Annotated in this window: 15 protein-coding genes; 10 read left to right on the top strand and 5 right to left on the bottom strand. The window is 67.5% G+C overall.

Features of this window, described 5'->3' with window-relative positions:
- Positions 1–31 precede the first annotated feature (31 nt).
- Positions 32–2,917 (top strand): excinuclease ABC subunit UvrA, encoded by a 2,886-nt coding sequence (gene uvrA / locus AK36_RS15515; protein WP_011886044.1) that lies wholly within the window; start codon positions 32–34, stop codon positions 2,915–2,917.
- Positions 2,918–3,174: 257 nt separating this feature from the next.
- Positions 3,175–4,257, top strand: coding sequence for an AI-2E family transporter (locus AK36_RS15510; RefSeq protein WP_014723662.1), 1,083 nt, complete (start codon positions 3,175–3,177; stop codon positions 4,255–4,257).
- Between the two features lie 101 nt (positions 4,258–4,358).
- On the opposite strand, the gene purU is transcribed toward AK36_RS15510, so the two are convergent.
- From purU to AK36_RS15485, 5 genes are all read right to left on the bottom strand, one after another.
- Positions 4,359–5,243, bottom strand: coding sequence for a formyltetrahydrofolate deformylase (gene purU, locus AK36_RS15505; protein WP_045578774.1), 885 nt, complete (start codon positions 5,241–5,243; stop codon positions 4,359–4,361).
- 103 nt (positions 5,244–5,346) lie between these two features.
- Positions 5,347–6,204: an NUDIX hydrolase gene (locus AK36_RS15500; protein WP_014723663.1), complete on the bottom strand. Its 858-nt coding sequence runs from the start codon at positions 6,202–6,204 to the stop codon at positions 5,347–5,349.
- A 5-nt stretch (positions 6,205–6,209) separates the two neighbouring features.
- Complete coding sequence (locus AK36_RS15495) at positions 6,210–6,824, bottom strand: LysE family translocator (RefSeq protein ID WP_011886048.1); 615 nt, start codon at positions 6,822–6,824, stop codon at positions 6,210–6,212.
- 34 nt (positions 6,825–6,858) lie between these two features.
- Complete coding sequence (locus AK36_RS15490) at positions 6,859–7,425, bottom strand: adenine phosphoribosyltransferase (RefSeq protein WP_011886049.1); 567 nt, start codon at positions 7,423–7,425, stop codon at positions 6,859–6,861.
- Between the two features lie 118 nt (positions 7,426–7,543).
- Entirely contained in the window at positions 7,544–9,550 is a 2,007-nt protein-coding gene (locus AK36_RS15485; protein WP_045578773.1) for a monovalent cation:proton antiporter family protein, read from the bottom strand.
- A 125-nt stretch (positions 9,551–9,675) separates the two neighbouring features.
- On the opposite strand from AK36_RS15485, the gene kdsD reads away from it, so the two are divergent.
- From kdsD to AK36_RS15445, 8 genes are all read left to right on the top strand, one after another.
- On the top strand, positions 9,676–10,659 hold the full coding sequence (gene kdsD, locus AK36_RS15480; RefSeq protein ID WP_014723665.1) for an arabinose 5-phosphate isomerase KdsD: 984 nt from the start codon (positions 9,676–9,678) through the stop codon (positions 10,657–10,659).
- The gene (locus AK36_RS15475; RefSeq protein ID WP_011886052.1) at positions 10,659–11,195 is read left to right on the top strand and encodes a KdsC family phosphatase; all 537 of its coding nucleotides are present in this window, start codon (positions 10,659–10,661) and stop codon (positions 11,193–11,195) included. The genes kdsD and AK36_RS15475 overlap by 1 nt, the downstream gene beginning before the upstream one ends.
- 3 nt (positions 11,196–11,198) lie before the next feature.
- Positions 11,199–11,813 carry an LPS export ABC transporter periplasmic protein LptC gene (gene lptC, locus AK36_RS15470; RefSeq protein ID WP_011886053.1) on the top strand — a complete coding sequence of 205 codons (615 nt, stop codon included), beginning with the start codon at positions 11,199–11,201 and terminating at the stop codon, positions 11,811–11,813.
- 20 nt (positions 11,814–11,833) lie between these two features.
- Positions 11,834–12,499, top strand: a complete 666-nt coding sequence (gene lptA / locus AK36_RS15465; RefSeq protein ID WP_011886054.1) for a lipopolysaccharide transport periplasmic protein LptA — start codon at positions 11,834–11,836, stop codon at positions 12,497–12,499.
- Positions 12,496–13,272, top strand: coding sequence for an LPS export ABC transporter ATP-binding protein (lptB, locus tag AK36_RS15460; protein ID WP_011886055.1), 777 nt, complete (start codon positions 12,496–12,498; stop codon positions 13,270–13,272). Before lptA ends, lptB begins: the two co-directional genes overlap by 4 nt.
- 162 nt (positions 13,273–13,434) lie before the next feature.
- The gene (locus AK36_RS15455) at positions 13,435–14,940 is read left to right on the top strand and encodes an RNA polymerase factor sigma-54 (RefSeq protein ID WP_045578772.1); all 1,506 of its coding nucleotides are present in this window, start codon (positions 13,435–13,437) and stop codon (positions 14,938–14,940) included.
- A 158-nt stretch (positions 14,941–15,098) separates the two neighbouring features.
- Positions 15,099–15,458 (top strand): ribosome hibernation-promoting factor, HPF/YfiA family, encoded by a 360-nt coding sequence (gene hpf, locus AK36_RS15450; protein ID WP_011886057.1) that lies wholly within the window; start codon positions 15,099–15,101, stop codon positions 15,456–15,458.
- A gap of 194 nt (positions 15,459–15,652) precedes the next feature.
- Positions 15,653–16,165, top strand: coding sequence for a PTS sugar transporter subunit IIA (locus AK36_RS15445; RefSeq protein ID WP_011886058.1), 513 nt, complete (start codon positions 15,653–15,655; stop codon positions 16,163–16,165).
- Positions 16,166–16,258 lie beyond the last annotated feature (93 nt).

The following is a 16,258-nucleotide window of genomic DNA, read 5'->3' as shown; positions in this document are numbered from 1 at the left end:
CAGGTTTGGTTCCCTCCATTTGGCCAGGTTCATGGAACAGATCCGTATCCGTGGGGCACGCACCCACAACCTGAAAAACGTCAATCTCGACCTGCCGCGCCACAAGCTGGTCGTGATTACCGGGTTGTCGGGGTCGGGCAAGTCGTCGCTCGCGTTCGACACCCTTTATGCCGAGGGCCAGCGCCGCTACGTCGAAAGCCTGTCCGCGTATGCCCGCCAGTTCCTGCAGCTGATGGAGAAACCCGACGTCGACCTGATCGAAGGCCTGTCGCCCGCGATCTCGATCGAACAGAAGGCGACGTCCCACAACCCGCGTTCGACCGTCGGCACGGTCACCGAAATCCACGACTACCTGCGACTTTTGTTCGCACGGGTCGGCACGCCGTACTGCCCCGACCACGACATCCCGCTGGAGGCGCAGAGCGTGTCGCAGATGGTCGACGCCGCGCTCGCGCTGCCCGAGGAAACCAAGCTGATGATCCTCGCGCCGGTCGTCGCGGACCGCAAGGGCGAGCACGCCGAGCTGTTCGAGGACATGCAGGCGCAGGGCTTCGTGCGCTTTCGCGTGCGCTCGGGCGGCGGCACGGCGAACGAAGGCGTCGCGAAGATCTACGAGGTCGACTCGCTGCCGAAGCTGAAAAAGAACGACAAGCACACGATCGACGTGGTCGTCGACCGCCTGAAGGTGCGCCCGGACATGAAGCAGCGCCTCGCCGAATCGTTCGAAACGGCGCTGCGCCTCGCCGACGGCCGCGCCATCGCGCTCGAGATGGACACCGAGCGCGAACACCTGTTCAGCTCGAAGTTCGCGTGCCCGATCTGCTCGTACTCGCTGCAGGAGCTCGAGCCGCGCCTGTTCTCGTTCAACAACCCGATGGGCGCGTGCCCGGAATGCGACGGCCTCGGCCAGATCACGTTCTTCGATCCGAAGCGCGTCGTCGCGCACCCGTCGCTGTCGCTCGCCGCCGGCGCGGTGAAGGGCTGGGACCGCCGCAACCAGTTCTACTTCCAGATGCTGCAGAGCCTCGCGGCGTTCTACGAATTCGACATCGACGCCGCGTTCGAAGATCTCCCCGAGAAGATCCGCAAGGTGCTGCTGTACGGCTCGGGCAAGCAGACCATCCCGTTCTCGTACATCAACGAGCGCGGCCGCACGACGATCCGCGAGCACGTGTTCGAAGGGATCATCCCGAACCTCGAGCGGCGCTACCGCGAGACCGATTCGGCCGCGGTGCGCGAGGAGCTCGCGAAGTACCAGAACAACCAGCCGTGCCCGTCGTGCGACGGCACGCGGCTGCGCCGCGAGGCGCGCCACGTGCGGGTCGGCACCGGCGACTACGCGCGCGGCATCTACGAGATCAGCGGCTGGCCGCTGCGCGACGCGCTCGGCTATTTCGACGGCCTGACGCTCGAGGGCGCGAAGCGCGAGATCGCCGACAAGGTGATCAAGGAAATCGTCGCGCGCCTGACCTTCCTGAACAACGTCGGCCTCGACTACCTGTCGCTCGAGCGCAGCGCCGAAACGCTGTCCGGCGGCGAAGCGCAGCGCATCCGGCTCGCGTCGCAGATCGGCTCGGGCCTGACCGGCGTGATGTACGTGCTCGACGAGCCGTCGATCGGGCTGCATCAGCGCGACAACGACCGGCTGATCGCGACGCTCAAGCACCTGCGCGACCTCGGCAACTCGGTGATCGTCGTCGAGCACGACGAGGACATGATCCGCACCGCCGATTACGTCGTCGACATGGGGCCGGGCGCCGGCGAGCACGGCGGCGTGATCGTGGCCGAAGGCACGCCGAAGCAGGTGCAGGCGAACCCGCAGTCGCTGACCGGCCAGTATCTGGTCGGCAAGCGCACGATCGAGTATCCGGACGAGCGGATCGCGCCCGATCCCGAGCGGATGCTGCGCATCGCCGACGCGCACGGCAACAACCTGAAGCACGTCGATCTCGAGCTGCCGATCGGGCTGCTGACCTGCATCACCGGCGTGTCCGGTTCCGGCAAGTCGACGCTGATCAACGACACGCTGTATCACGCGGTCGCGCGCCATCTGTACGGCTCGTCGGCCGAGCCGGCGCCGTACGAGGCGATCGAGGGCCTCGAGCATTTCGACAAGGTGATCAACGTCGACCAGTCGCCGATCGGCCGCACGCCGCGCTCGAACCCGGCCACCTACACGGGCCTGTTCACGCCGATCCGCGAGCTGTTCTCGGGCGTGCCGACCGCCAAGGAGCGCGGCTACGATCCCGGCCGCTTCTCGTTCAACGTGAAGGGCGGCCGCTGCGAGTCGTGCCAGGGCGACGGCGTGCTGAAGGTCGAGATGCACTTCCTGCCGGACGTCTACGTGCCGTGCGACGTGTGCCACGGCAAGCGCTACAACCGCGAGACGCTCGAGGTGCAGTACAAAGGCAAGAACATCAGCGAGGTGCTCGACATGACCGTCGAGCACGCGTACGAGTTCTTCAGCGCGGTGCCGGTGATCGCGCGCAAGCTGAAGACGCTGCTCGACGTCGGCCTCGGCTACATCCGCCTCGGCCAGTCGGCCACGACGCTGTCGGGCGGCGAGGCGCAGCGCGTGAAGCTGTCGCTGGAGCTGTCCAAGCGCGACACGGGCCGCACGCTGTACATCCTCGACGAGCCGACGACCGGCCTGCACTTCCACGACATCGCGCTGCTGCTCGAGGTGATTCACCGGCTGCGCGACCAGGGCAACACGGTCGTGATCATCGAGCACAACCTCGACGTGATCAAGACGGCCGACTGGGTGATCGACCTCGGTCCGGAAGGCGGCGCGGGCGGCGGCCAGATCATCGCCCAGGGCACGCCCGAGCAGGTCGCGAAGACCAAGGCCAGCTTCACCGGCAAGTATCTCGCGCCGCTGCTCAAGCGGCCGACCCGCAAAACGGCGGCCGGCTGACACGTTCCGTTCCCGCGCGCGGCCGCCCGGCCGCGCGCCCTCGGCGGCCCGCACGCCGGGCGCCCTGCGCGTTTTCCCTTCTGCGGTTTTCCCTTCTGCGTTTACACCACGAGCCAAACCGTCCCGTGGCGGACCATAATGGCAGCTATACTTTACGGTCGTAAGGTTCGCCCTCCGCACCAATCCGGTGCGGCGCGCGGCAACCGCGGTCCTGCCGCCCACCGCGCGGCACGCCACACGAACGACAGGAATCCATGATGGAGAAGCAACAAGAGTCGCGCGACGCGCAGAACCGCGAGCCGCACCTGCGCAGCGTGCGGCTGACGAGCGACTTCAGCCTGCCGAAGCTGTCGGCGATCGAGATCGGCAGCTACCTGTTCGCGCTGGTCGCGATGGTGGCCGTGATCGAGCTGAAGCTGCTCGGCGGGCTGCTGGCCGGCCTGCTGGTCTACCAGCTGATCCACACGATCGCGCCTGCGATCGAACGGCATACGACCAGCATGCGCGCGCGCTGGGTCGCCGTCGTGCTGCTGTCGATCGCGATCGTCGGCGGCCTCACCGGCCTGACGATCGGCATCATCCAGCACTTCGAGCACACGGTGCCGAACCTGCAGAGCCTGCTCGGCCAGCTGATGCAGATCGTCGAGCAGACGCGCGCGCGCACGCCGGCGTGGATCGCCAACCTGCTGCCGGTCGACGTCGAGCAGATGAAGGCGAAGGCCGCGCTGCTGATGCACTCGCACATGGACCAGCTCCAGCAAGGCGGCAAGAGCGTCGCGCGCGGCTTCGGCCACGTGCTGTTCGGGATGGTCATCGGCGCGATGATCGCGATCGGCGTCGAACATGGCAAGGTACGCCGGCCGCTGTCGACGGCGCTCGTCACGCGCGTGTCGCGCTTCGCCGAATCGTTCCGCCGGATCGTGTTCGCGCAGATCAAGATCTCGGCGATCAACGCGGCGTTCACCGGCATCTACCTGCTCGTCGCGCTGCCGATCTTCCAGCAGCGGCTGCCGCTGTCGAAGACGCTCGTGCTCGTCACGTTCATCGTCGGGCTGCTGCCGGTGATCGGCAACCTCGTCTCGAACACGCTGATCGTCGCCGTGTCGCTGTCGGTGAGCATGGGCACCGCGATCGCGTCTCTCGCGTTCCTGATCGTGATCCACAAGCTCGAATACTTCCTGAACGCGAAGATCATCGGCGGCCAGATCGAATCGCGCGCATGGGAGCTGCTGCTCGCGATGCTGATCATGGAGGCCGCGTTCGGGCTGCCGGGCGTGATCGCCGCGCCGATCTTCTACGCGTACGTGAAGCGCGAGCTGTACATGCTGCGGCTGATCTGACGCCGCGCGCCGCCGCCCGGCCTGCGAAAAAAACGCCGCGCTCGTGACCGAGCGCGGCGTTTTTGCTGGCGCGCCTGCAAGCGGCCGGCGCGATGCGTCGCTCAGCGGAACACGACGGTCTTGGTCCCGTTCAGCACGATCCGGTGCTCGACGTGCCACTTCACCGCGCGCGCGAGCGTCACGCACTCGACGTCGCGGCCGATCGCAGTCAGCTGGTCGGGCGTCATGCTGTGGTCGACGCGCTCGACTTCCTGCTCGATGATCGGGCCTTCGTCGAGGTCGGTCGTCACGTAGTGTGCGGTCGCGCCGATCAGCTTCACGCCGCGGTCGAACGCCTGGTAATACGGCTTGGCGCCCTTGAAGCTCGGCAGGAACGAATGATGGATGTTGATCGCGCGGCCGGCGAGCTGCTCGCACATGTTCGGCGACAGGATCTGCATGTAGCGCGCGAGCACGACGAGATCGGCGCGGTGCTCGTCGATCACCTCCAGCACGCGGGCTTCCTGCGCGGCCTTCGCCGCGTCCGACGATCCGCCGACGAGCGGAAAGTGATGGAACGGGATGTTGTAGCTGGCGGCGAGCTGGTAGAACTCCTTGTGGTTCGACACGATCGCCGGAATCTCGATCGGCAGCTGGCCGGTGCGATAGCGGAACAGCAGATCGTTCAGGCAATGGCCGATCTTCGACACCATGATCACGACGCGCGGCTTCACCTCCGCGTCGTGCAGCTCCCAGCGCATCTCGAACTGCTCGGCGAGCGGCGCGAATTCGCGGCGCAGCGTGTCGAGCGCGGCCGTGGCATCCACGCCGTCGGCATCCTGCTCGAAGTGCACGCGCATGAAGAACTCGCCGCTGCGGCTGTCGCCGAACTGCGCGGAATCGAGGATGTTGTTGCTGCGCTCGAACAGGAAGCCCGAGACCGCGTGGACGATGCCGTGCCGGTCGGGGCACGACAGTTTCAAGATAAAGCTGTGATCGGTCGACATGACCGCTACTCCCTTCGTTTCGGTATTCGTCAATTGGGCCGTGGGTTCGGCTGCGACGCCGGCCGCGCCCGCCACGGCATCGCGCGGGTCACGCGGCTGAGGCTCAGGCGGGCGGCGCGAACAGCGCATCCATGCCGTCGGCGTCGGCCGCTGCCAGCCAGCGGTGGCGCAGCAGCGTGTCGAGCATCGCGAGGCTCGCATCCATCGTCGCGCGGCCTTCGCGCAGCCAGCCGAGCACTTCCGGAACGCCGGCCAGCAGATGCTCGGCCACCTCGCCGTCCTGGTTGTGCGGCGCGAAGTCGCGCGGCAGTGGCAGGTCGTACACGAAGATCAGTTCGGATTGCGTGCCTTCGGGCAGCGAGCACAACACCTGCACCGCGCGGCCCGCGACCGCGCGCGCCGCCAGTTCGGCCGGCATGCCGGCCTCTTCCCAGCACTCTTTGGCGAGCGTCTCGCGCACGCCCAGCCCCCAGCCGATGCCGCCCGCGACGACGTTGTCGAGCATGCCCGGGTCGGTGGCCTTGGTGGCGCTGCGGCGGCCGAGCCACATCTGCGGCACGGCCGGCGCGCCCGGCGCGGCCGCATATTCTACGATGCCGTTCAGGTGCACCGCATAAGTCTGCGTGCCGAAGAAGCGCGCGGCGGCGCGCTCGATATAGGCGAGCGGCGGATCGTCGAAGCGGTTGCGGATCGCATAGATCTCGTCGCGCCAGCCGGGGATCGCGCCTTCCGCGGCCAGTGCGCCGATCGCGCTCGCGAGCGCCATGCTGCGTGCGTCGACCGTGTCGTAGCGCGCCGACAGCACGACGCGCGCGTCGCTCAGCTCGAACACGTCGGGCCAGCGGGCCAGCTTCGCGACGTCTGCGCGCCGCACCCAGCCGACCTCGCGGCCGGCGATCTCGAAGCGCAGGTGCGCGGCCGGATCGAAGCGGCGCGCGGCCGCAATGCAGGGGAACGTCATCGGCGTCAGTCCTTCAGCGCCACGCGGATGCCGATCGCGATGAAGGTCGCGCCGGCGATCCGGTCGAGCCACACGCCGGCCTTCGGGCGGCGCTTCAGCCACGCGCCGATCGCGCCCGCGCCGACGCCGAACAGCGAGAAGATCGCGGCCGTCTGCAGCATGAACAGCGCGCCGAGCTCGAACATCTGCAGCGTCACCGGCTGCGCGCCGTGCGGATCGACGAACTGCGGCAGGAACACGACGAAGAACAGCGTGACTTTCGGGTTCATCAGGTTGCCGATCACGCTCTGCCGGAAGATCGCGCCGAGCGGCTGCGGCGGGCGCGCATGCGCGTTCGCGAGCCCCTGGCTGCGCAGCGCCTTGATGCCGATCCACACGAGATACGCGGCGCCCGCGAGCTTCAGGATCTGGAACGCGACCGGCGACGAGCGCAGCACGGCCGCGACGCCGAGCGCCGCGAGCGTCGTATGGAACAGGATCCCGGCCGTGAAGCCGAGCGCGGCGACGAAGCCGGCCGCGCGGCCCTGCGAGATGCCGCGCGCGAGCACCTGTAGGTTGTCGGGGCCGGGCGCGAAGGTGATCGCGATCGACGTGGCGAGAAACAGCATGAAGTTGGGCATCGTGACCTCGCGGCGTGAGCCGGCGCTCGATGGTTCAGTGGCCGGCGAATTCGGTGACGGTGTAGATCGGCAGCCCTGCGTTGCGAAGCAGCGTCGAGCCGCCGAGGTCCGGCAGGTCGATGATCGCCGCGCCTTCGACGACGACCGCGCCGAGCCGCTGCAGCAGGTTGCGTCCCGCCATCATCGTGCCGCCGGTCGCGATCAGGTCGTCCATGATGATCACGCGGTCGCCGGGGCGGCACGCGTCCTCGTGGATCTCGACCGTCGCGCTGCCGTATTCGAGGTCGTACGATTCCGAGCACGTCTTGTACGGCAGCTTGCCGACCTTGCGGATCGGCACGAAGCCGACGCTCAGCTCATAAGCGACGATCGGCGCGATGATGAAGCCGCGCGCGTCGAGGCCCGCGACGTAGTCGAGCTTCGCATCGACATAGCGCTCGACGAACAGGTCGACGAGGATGCGCAGCGCCTTCGGGCTCTGCAGCAGCGTCGTGATGTCGCGGAACATCACGCCCGGCTGCGGCCAGTCGGGCACCGTGCGGATCTGGCTGTGGATGAAGGCGACCGGATCGAGCGGCGCGCCCGACGACGAATGCGGCATGAAACTCTCCGAAAAAAACGGTGCGCGACGATCGCGCACCGTTTCGAATTAATGCGGGTCAGGTTGTTGGGTCGCCCTTCGAGGCTTCGAGGCTTCGAGGCTTCGAGGCTTCGAGGCTTCACGCTACCGCGGCCGGCGGCTCGCGCCGCAGCCGCGACAGCCGCTCCTCGGCAATCGCGAGCGCCTCGGGCAGCCCGCGCAGCACGACGATGTCGCTCGCGCGCAGCTTGGTCTGCGGATCGGGCTCGACGCCGCGAATGCCGTGCCGGCGAATCGCCGTGACTTCGATCCCGAGCACGTACAGCCCGAGCTCCTCCAGCGAGCGCCCGACCGCGTCGGCGCGCGCGTCGACCGGCACCGATTGTAGCCGCACCTGCTCGTGATCGTCGTCGTCGGCATCGTCCGCGCCGTGGAAATAGCCGCGCAGCAGGCTGTAGCGCTCGTCGCGCATCTCCTCGACGCGCCGCACGACCTTGCGCATCGGCACGCCCACCAGCACCAGCGTATGCGACGCGAGCATCAGGCTGCCCTCGACGATCTCCGGAATCACCTCGGTCGCGCCGGCCGCGAGCAGCTTCTCGAGATCGGCGTCGTCGACGGTGCGCACGATCGCCGGCAGCGTCGGCGCCAGCTCGTGCACGTGGTGCAGCACGCGCAGCGCCGACGGCGTGTTCGCATACGTGATCGCGACGGCCGCCGCGCGATGGATGCCGGCCGCGAGCAGCGACTCGCGGCGCGCCGCGTCGCCGAACACGACCGATTCGCCGGCCGTCGCCGCGGCGCTCACGCGATCGGGATCGAGGTCGAGCGCGACGTACGGAATGCCTTCCTGCTCGAGCATGCGCGCGAGGTTCTGCCCCGCGCGGCCGTAGCCGCAGATGATCACGTGGCCGCGCTGCTTGAGGCTTTGCGTCGCGATCCGCGTCATCTGCAGCGACTGCTGCATCCATTCGGTCGACGACAGCCGCATCACGATCCGGTCGGCGTTCTGGATCAGGAACGGCGCGGCGAGCATCGACAGCAGCATCGACGCGAGGATCGCCTGCAGCAGCGTCGCATCGACCAGGTGCCGGTCGAGGATCAGGTTCAGCAGCACGAAGCCGAACTCGCCGGCCTGCGCGAGGCCGATGCCGGTGCGCATCGCGACGCCCGGCGTCGCGCCGAACAGCCGCGCGAGCCCCGCGATCGTCGTCGCCTTGAAAAGGATCTGCCCGATGAAGAAGCCGAGCACGAGCAACGGATGCTCCCAGATCACGCGCGGATCGAGCAGCATCCCGGTCGTTACGAAGAACAGCCCGAGCAGCACGTCGCGAAACGGCTTGATGTCTTCTTCGACCTGATGGCGGAACGGCGTCTCGGCGATCAGCATCCCGGCGATGAACGCGCCGAGCGCGAGCGACAGGCCGAAGCGGTCGGTGATGAACGCGGCGCCCAGCGTGACGAGCAGCAGGTTCAGCACGAACAGCTCCTGCGAGCGGCGCCGCGCGACGACGTTCAGCCAGCGCGTCATGAAGCGCTGCCCGACGATCAGCAGCAGCGCGAGCGCGATCACGATCTTGACCGCCGCGAAGCCGAGCGTGATCGCGAGATCCTTCGACGACTCGGCGCCGAACGCCGCGATGACGATCAGCAGCGGCACCACCGCGAGATCCTGGAACAGCAGCACGCCGAAGATGTTGCGCCCGTGCGCGGTCTCGATCTCGAGCCGCTCGGCGAGCATCTTCGAGACGATCGCCGTCGACGACATCGCGAGCGCGCCGCCGAGCGCGACGCTGCCCTGCCACGCGATGTGCACCCAGCGCTCGAACAGCGCGCCGAGCACGACCGCCAGCACGAGCGTCGCGACCACCTGCAGCAGCCCGAGCCCGAACACGAGCCGCTGCATCGCCCGTAGCTTCGCGAGCGAGAACTCGAGGCCGATCGAAAACATCAGGAACACGACGCCGAATTCGGCAAGATGCTCGGCGCGCTCGAGGTCCGCGGCGACGCCGAACGCGTGCGGGCCGACCAGAATGCCGACGGTCAGATAGCCGAGCATCGGCGGCAGGTTCAGCGAGCGAAATACGACGACGCCCACCACCGAAGCCAGCAGCAGCAGCAGCGTCATTTCGAGCGGGGAAATCACAGGCGAAGCGTCCTCGTTCGTCGGGGCCACGGCAATGCGGGCGCGGGTGGTGGCGGTAGGCAAGCGGCATCGGACGAGTCCGAAGGCGCGGCGCGGCGAACAAACGCCTTTGCTATACTCCGCGCATGATAGCGAAAATCAATGATGATCGGGCGCTCGCGCTCGCCCGCGACGTGCTCGACATCGAGGCGGATGCCGTGCGCGCGCTGCGCGACCAGCTCGACGGCGACTTCGTCCAGGCCGTGGCACTGCTGCTCGGCTGCCGCGGGCGCGTGGTGGTCTCCGGCATCGGCAAATCAGGGCATATCGCCCGCAAGATCGCGGCCACGCTGGCCAGCACCGGTACGCCTGCATTCTTCGTCCATCCGGCGGAAGCGAGTCATGGCGACCTCGGGATGGTGACCGCCGACGACGTCTTCATCGGCATTTCGTATTCCGGCGAATCGGAAGAGCTCGTGGCGATCCTGCCGCTCGTCAAGCGGATCGGCGCGAAGCTGATCGCGATCACGGGCCGCGCCGAATCGAGCCTCGGCAAGCTCGCCGACGTGCACCTGAACGCCGCCGTGTCGAAGGAAGCCTGCCCGCTGAACCTCGCGCCCACCGCGAGCACGACGGCCGCGCTCGCGCTCGGCGACGCGCTCGCCGTCGCGGTGCTCGATGCGCGCGGCTTCGGCTCCGAGGACTTCGCGCGCTCGCATCCGGGCGGCGCGCTCGGCCGCCGTCTGCTCACGCACGTGCGCGACGTGATGCGCAGCGGTGCCGACGTGCCGCGCGTCGGGCTCGACGCGACGCTGTCGGACGCGCTGTTCCAGATCACCGAAAAGCGCCTGGGCATGACGGCCGTGGTCGATCCCGACGGCCGCGTCGCCGGCATCTTCACCGACGGCGACCTGCGCCGCGTGCTCGCGCGCGACGGCGACTTCCGCACGCTGCCGATCGTCGACGTGATGACGCGCGCGCCGCGCACGATCGGCCCGGACCAACTCGCGGTCGAAGCCGTGGAACTGATGGAGCGCCACCGGATCAACCAGATGCTGGTGGTCGATGCAAACGGCATGCTGATCGGCGCGCTGAACATGCACGACCTGTTTTCGAAGAAGGTGATCTGATGAGCGCAGCGCTGACTGCGGCCGAACGCGCGAGCCGCGTGAAGCTGATGATTTTCGACGTCGACGGCGTACTGACCGACGGCGGCCTGCTGTTTACCGCGGCCGGCGACGCGATGAAGTCGTTCAATTCGCTCGACGGCCATGGCGTGAAGCTGCTCGGCGAAGCCGGCATCGCGACCGCGATCATCACCGGACGCCGTTCGGAGATCGTCGCGGCGCGCGCGAAGGAAATGAAGATCGCGCACCTGTTCCAGGGCGTCGAGGACAAGCTGGCCGTGTTCGCCGATCTGGCCGGCTCGCTCGGCATCGGCGCCGACGCATGCGGCTACATGGGCGACGACTGGCCCGACCTGCCCGTGATGCTGCGCTGCGGCTTCGCGACCGCGCCGGCCAATGCGCACCCCGAGGTGATCGCGCGCGCACACTGGGTGGCCGAGGCCCGCGGCGGTCACGGCGCGGTGCGCGAAGTGTGCGACGCGATCCTGCGCGCGCAGCGCCGCTACGATGCGCTGCTCGCCGCCGCGTGCGGAGTCTGACCGATGAATCCGCAATTTCGCTGGACCCAGCTGCTGCCGCTCGTCGCGGTGGCCGCGCTCGCGGGCATCACGTGGTGGCTGCTGCAGGCGACGCTGCCGCCGCCCGGCGAAGGCGCCGCGCAACCGAAGCGCCATACGCCCGACTATTTCGCCGACAACTTCTCGGTCACCGAGCTCGACCAGACCGGCACGACCCAGTACCGGCTGACGGCCGCGAAGCTGGTCCACTACGAAGACACCGACGACAGCGACCTGACCGATCCGGCGATGCGCGCGTTCCAGCCCGGCAAGCCGGTCGTCACGACCACCGCGAAGCGCGGCACGGTCAACGGCGACGTGTCGATCGTCGACTTGTACGACGACGCGCGCATCCTGCGCGTGGCCGGCGGCGGCGATCCGCAGATGCAGGCCGATTCGCAGCATTTCCGGATCTTGGTCAACGACGATGTGATCCAGACCGAAAAGCCGGTTAAACTTCAGCGCGGCCTGTCGCTCGTCAACGCGACCGACGGCATGAAGTACAACAACGTCACCCGGGTCATCGAGCTTTACGGCAACGTGCGCGGCACGATCGCCGCCACGGACACGTCCGGCGGCTCGAAAGGTCAACCCAGGTGACGCATCCCTCACGTGACTGCATGAACGAACCGTTCCCTCGACAGAATTCCGGCGGCGCTGCGCGCGCCGTCCGCGCCGCGCTCGTCGCGACGCTCGTGGCGCTCCCGCTCGTCGGGCTGGCGCCGCTCGCCCATGCCGAGAAGGCCGACCAGAACAAGCCGATCAACGTCGAGGCCGACAACCTGACCTATGACGACCTGAAGCAGGTGACCGTCGCGACCGGCAACGTCGTGATCACGAAGGGCACGATCAAGATCACCGGCGACCGCGTCGAAGTGCGGCAGGACCCGGAAGGCTACCAGTACGCGACGTCGTTCGGCAGCGGCAAGAAGCACGCGACGTTCCGCCAGAAGCGCGAAGGCCTCGACGAATACATCGACGGCGACGCCGAGCGCATCGACTACGACGGCAAGCAGGACCTGACCACGCTGACGACGGCCGCCACCGTGCGCCGCCTGCAGGGCACGTCGACGATCGCGGACACCGTGCACGGCAGCGTGATCACGTACGACGGCCAGCGCGACTTCTACACCGCGAAGGGCGGCAAGGACGTCGCCGCGCCGGGCAACCCGAACGGCCGCGTGCGCGCGATGCTGTCGCCGAAGAACGGCGGCCCCGGTCCCCTGAACGGCGCGCCGGCGAAGCTGTCGCCGTCGACCACGATCCAGGGAGCGCCCGCCCAATGAACGCACTTCCGAATCGCCAGCCGGCCGGCACCACGAGCTCGCTCGTGGTGCGCAACCTGAAGAAGCGCTACGGCTCGCGCACCGTCGTCAAGGACGTGTCGCTCGACGTGAAGAGCGGCGAGGTGGTCGGCCTGCTCGGCCCGAACGGCGCGGGCAAGACGACGTCGTTCTACATGATCGTCGGCCTCGTGCCGCTCGATGCGGGCGAGATCTCGCTGAACGGCAGCTCGATCAGCCTGCTGCCGATCCACAAGCGCGCGTCGCTCGGCCTGTCGTATCTGCCGCAGGAAGCGTCGGTGTTCCGCAAGCTGACCGTCGAGGAAAACATCCGCGCGGTGCTCGAGCTGCAGCACGGCGAAGACGGCAAGCGCCTGTCGAAGGACGCCATCGCGGCGCGCACGGAGGCGCTGCTCGACGAGCTGCAGATCGGCCACCTGCGCGACAATCCGGCGCTGTCGCTGTCGGGCGGCGAACGCCGTCGCGTGGAGATCGCACGCGCGCTCGCGACCAACCCGAACTTCATCCTGCTCGACGAACCGTTCGCGGGCGTCGACCCGATCGCGGTGCTCGAGATCCAGAAGATCGTCAAGTTCCTGAAGCAACGCAACATCGGCGTGTTGATCACCGATCACAACGTGCGTGAAACGCTCGGCATCTGCGATCACGCCTACATCATCAGCGACGGTTCGGTGCTCGCCGCCGGCGCGCCGAGCGAAATCATCGAGAACGAGAGCGTGCGCCGCGTCTACCTCGGCGAACACTTCCGGATGTAACTTCCCCATGGCTGGCCGCCCCCGCCCGGCGACGCCGCGCGGGGCCGCGCCCGCGTGCCCGCTCAGCGGCCCTGCCGCGGCCTGACGCCGCGCCGCGCGTAATCGCGGATGGCTCAACGCGGCTGGGTCGTGGCAAACTGCCGGTATGACTCCCTCCTCGCCATGAAAGCCAGCCTCCAACTCCGCCTGTCGCAACACCTTGCGTTGACGCCGCAGCTGCAGCAGTCGATTCGGCTTTTGCAGCTGTCGACGCTCGAGCTGCAGCAGGAAGTCGCGATGGCCGTCGCGCAGAATCCGCTGCTGGAAAGCGACGACGAATGGATCGCGAGCCCGCTGCGCGTCGCAGCCGACGGATCGCTGATCGCGCAGACGCCGCCCGCCCCGAACGGCGAGTCCGGCAGCATGAACGGCAGCGGCCAGTCGAGCGAGCGCGCCGAACGCGACGAGCCGGCCGCCACCGACGAATACGACGGCTATGGCTCGGGCGACACGAGCGACGGCCCGCAATGGAATCTCGACGAATTCGGCCGCTCGAGCGGCGCGTCGGACGACGACGATCTCCCGCCGCTGCAGGTCCAGGAAGCCGCCACATCGCTGCGCGAGCATCTGTCCGCGCAGCTGCGCGTCACGCAGGCCAGCCCGCGCGATCGCGCGCTCGTGATGTTCCTGATCGAATCGCTCGACGACGACGGCTACCTGACCGCGTCGCTCGACGAAGTGCTGGCCGACCTGCCGCCCGAACTGGAAGTCGACTGCGACGAGCTGAATGCGGCGCTCGCGCTGCTGCACAGCTTCGATCCGGCCGGCGTCGGCGCGCGCTCGGCGTCCGAATGCCTGAAGCTGCAACTGCTGCGGCTCGATCCGTCCCCGACCCGCACGCTCGCGCTGGAAATCGTCTCGCAGCATCTCGAGCTGCTCGCCGCGCGCGACTTCACGCGGCTGCGCAAGCAACTGAAGGCGAGCGACGACGCGCTGCGCGACGCGCACGCGCTGATCCGCTCGCTGGAGCCGTTCCCGGGCGCGGCCTACGGCAAGGCCGAGGCCGACTACGTGGTGCCCGACATCATCGTGAAGAAGGCCGGCCAGGGCTGGCTCGCGGAGCTCAATCCGGAGGTGATGCCGCGCCTGCGGATCAACAACCTGTACGCGAACATTCTGCGCAACAGCCGCGGCGATCCGTCGACCGGATCGTTGAAGCAACAGCTGCAGGAAGCACGCTGGCTGATCAAGAATATCCAGCAGCGATTCGACACGATCCTGCGTGTCGCGCAGGCTATTGTCGAACGTCAGAAGAACTTCTTTGCGCACGGCGAAATTGCCATGCGCCCCTTGGTTTTGCGGGAAATAGCTGATACGCTGGGCCTACACGAGTCGACTGTCAGCCGTGTGACAACCGGTAAGTACATGCTGACCCCGTTCGGGACGCTGGAGTTCAAGTACTTCTTCGGATCGCACGTTTCGACCGACACCGGAGGCGCCGCATCGTCGACCGCCATCCGAGCCCTGATCAAGCAACTGATAGGAGCTGAAGACCCAAAGTCGCCACTTTCGGACAGCCGCATTGCCGAGCTGCTGGCAGAACAGGGATTCGTGGTCGCGCGCCGCACGGTCGCGAAGTATCGCGAAGCCCTCAGGATCCCGGCAGTGAATCTGCGCAAATCTCTTTAAGCCTGCTGCCTGCCCGGCGGCAGGCGTGTTCCGGCCACCGCGCATACGGGGAACAGGCCGGGCGACCTGTCCGCGATTACGCCGCCATGTGCGGCAGGGCAAGTCGACCGGAGCGCCGCCTCGATGCGGCCGGGTGGTCACTCGCTTGGAGAAGCACTATGAACCTGAAGATCAGTGGACATCATCTCGAAGTCACGCCTGCAATTCGCGAATACGTGATCACCAAGCTGGACCGGGTGCTACGCCATAGCGATCAGGTCATCGATGGCACTGTGATCCTCTCGGTCGACAACCACAAGGAAAAGGACAAGCAGCAGCGCGCGGAAATCAACCTGCACCTGAAGGGCAAGGACATCTTCGTCGAAAGCGCGAACGGCAACCTGTACGCAGCGATCGATCTGCTGATCGACAAGCTGGATCGCCAGGTCGTCAAGCACATGGAGCGTCTGCAGACCCATGCGCACGACCCGATCAAGCTCCAGCCGTCGGTCGACCAGATCGAACTGCCGCCGCAATAACCTTTACCGCAACACGCACATCGCCCGGTTCGCCGGGCTTTTTTTGTGCCCTCGGGGCCGTGGTGCGACCGGTCCGTCCATGCTGCGCCATGCACGCGGCTGTGCTCTATAATGTGCCGGTTATCGCCGGGGGGCGTGGCGCGCGGTAGCTGCGTTGCAGGCTGCCGAAGCCGACCGCCTTGATATCGCCGAACATGGAAAATCAGTCTGCCGCAGCAAGGAGACCCCAGGCCGCCCACTCGCCTGCCAACATGAATCGCCTAGCCAAAATCCTGCCCATTGAGAACGTCGTCATCGACCTCTCCGTCACCAGCAAGAAACGCGTCTTCGAGCAAGCGGGGCTGATCTTCGAGAATCAGAACGGCATCGCCCGCAGCACCGTCACGGACAACCTGTTCGCGCGCGAGCGCCTCGGCTCGACCGGGCTCGGCGAAGGCGTCGCGATTCCACACGGGCGCATCAAGGGTCTCAAGCATCCGCTCGCCGCCTTCGTCCGGCTTGCCGAGGCGATCCCGTTCGAGGCGCCCGACGGCCAGCCCGTCGGGCTCCTGATCTTCCTGCTCGTGCCCGAGCAAGCCACGCAGCAGCACCTCGAGATCCTGTCGGAGATCGCGCAGCTGCTGTCCGATCGAGACGCGCGCGAGCGTCTGCACAACGAAACGGATATCGCCGAGTTGCATCGCCTGCTCACTCAGTGGCAACCTTGAGTTGATCCGGGCGGAACATTCCCCAGAACCCGGCGGCACGCGCCGCCGTCCAGGGCCGCCCGGCGCCGGTCCGGCATGGCGACGCCCGTCGCC

It is taken from the genome of Burkholderia vietnamiensis LMG 10929, from assembly GCF_000959445.1.
GTDB classification, from domain to species: Bacteria; Pseudomonadota; Gammaproteobacteria; order Burkholderiales; family Burkholderiaceae; genus Burkholderia; species Burkholderia vietnamiensis.
The sequence above is the reverse complement of the archived record's forward strand: the minus strand, read 5'-3'. Positions and strand labels throughout refer to the sequence as shown.

Bases quoted from the DNA above. Each gene is read 5' to 3' on its own strand.
- hpf (WP_011886057.1), top strand. From the start codon at position 15,099: ATGAACCTGAAGATCAGTGGACATCATCTCGAAGTCACGCCTGCAATT.
- kdsD (WP_014723665.1), top strand. From the start codon at position 9,676: ATGATAGCGAAAATCAATGATGATCGGGCGCTCGCGCTCGCCCGCGAC.
- AK36_RS15475 (WP_011886052.1), top strand. From the start codon at position 10,659: ATGAGCGCAGCGCTGACTGCGGCCGAACGCGCGAGCCGCGTGAAGCTG.
- uvrA (WP_011886044.1), top strand. From the start codon at position 32: ATGGAACAGATCCGTATCCGTGGGGCACGCACCCACAACCTGAAAAAC.
- AK36_RS15510 (WP_014723662.1), top strand. From the start codon at position 3,175: ATGGAGAAGCAACAAGAGTCGCGCGACGCGCAGAACCGCGAGCCGCAC.
- AK36_RS15495 (WP_011886048.1), bottom strand. From the start codon at position 6,824: ATGCCCAACTTCATGCTGTTTCTCGCCACGTCGATCGCGATCACCTTC.
- lptC (WP_011886053.1), top strand. From the start codon at position 11,199: ATGAATCCGCAATTTCGCTGGACCCAGCTGCTGCCGCTCGTCGCGGTG.
- purU (WP_045578774.1), bottom strand. From the start codon at position 5,243: ATGTCGACCGATCACAGCTTTATCTTGAAACTGTCGTGCCCCGACCGG.
- lptB (WP_011886055.1), top strand. From the start codon at position 12,496: ATGAACGCACTTCCGAATCGCCAGCCGGCCGGCACCACGAGCTCGCTC.
- AK36_RS15490 (WP_011886049.1), bottom strand. From the start codon at position 7,425: ATGCCGCATTCGTCGTCGGGCGCGCCGCTCGATCCGGTCGCCTTCATC.
- AK36_RS15455 (WP_045578772.1), top strand. From the start codon at position 13,435: ATGAAAGCCAGCCTCCAACTCCGCCTGTCGCAACACCTTGCGTTGACG.
- AK36_RS15445 (WP_011886058.1), top strand. From the start codon at position 15,653: ATGGAAAATCAGTCTGCCGCAGCAAGGAGACCCCAGGCCGCCCACTCG.
- AK36_RS15500 (WP_014723663.1), bottom strand. From the start codon at position 6,204: ATGACGTTCCCCTGCATTGCGGCCGCGCGCCGCTTCGATCCGGCCGCG.
- lptA (WP_011886054.1), top strand. From the start codon at position 11,834: ATGAACGAACCGTTCCCTCGACAGAATTCCGGCGGCGCTGCGCGCGCC.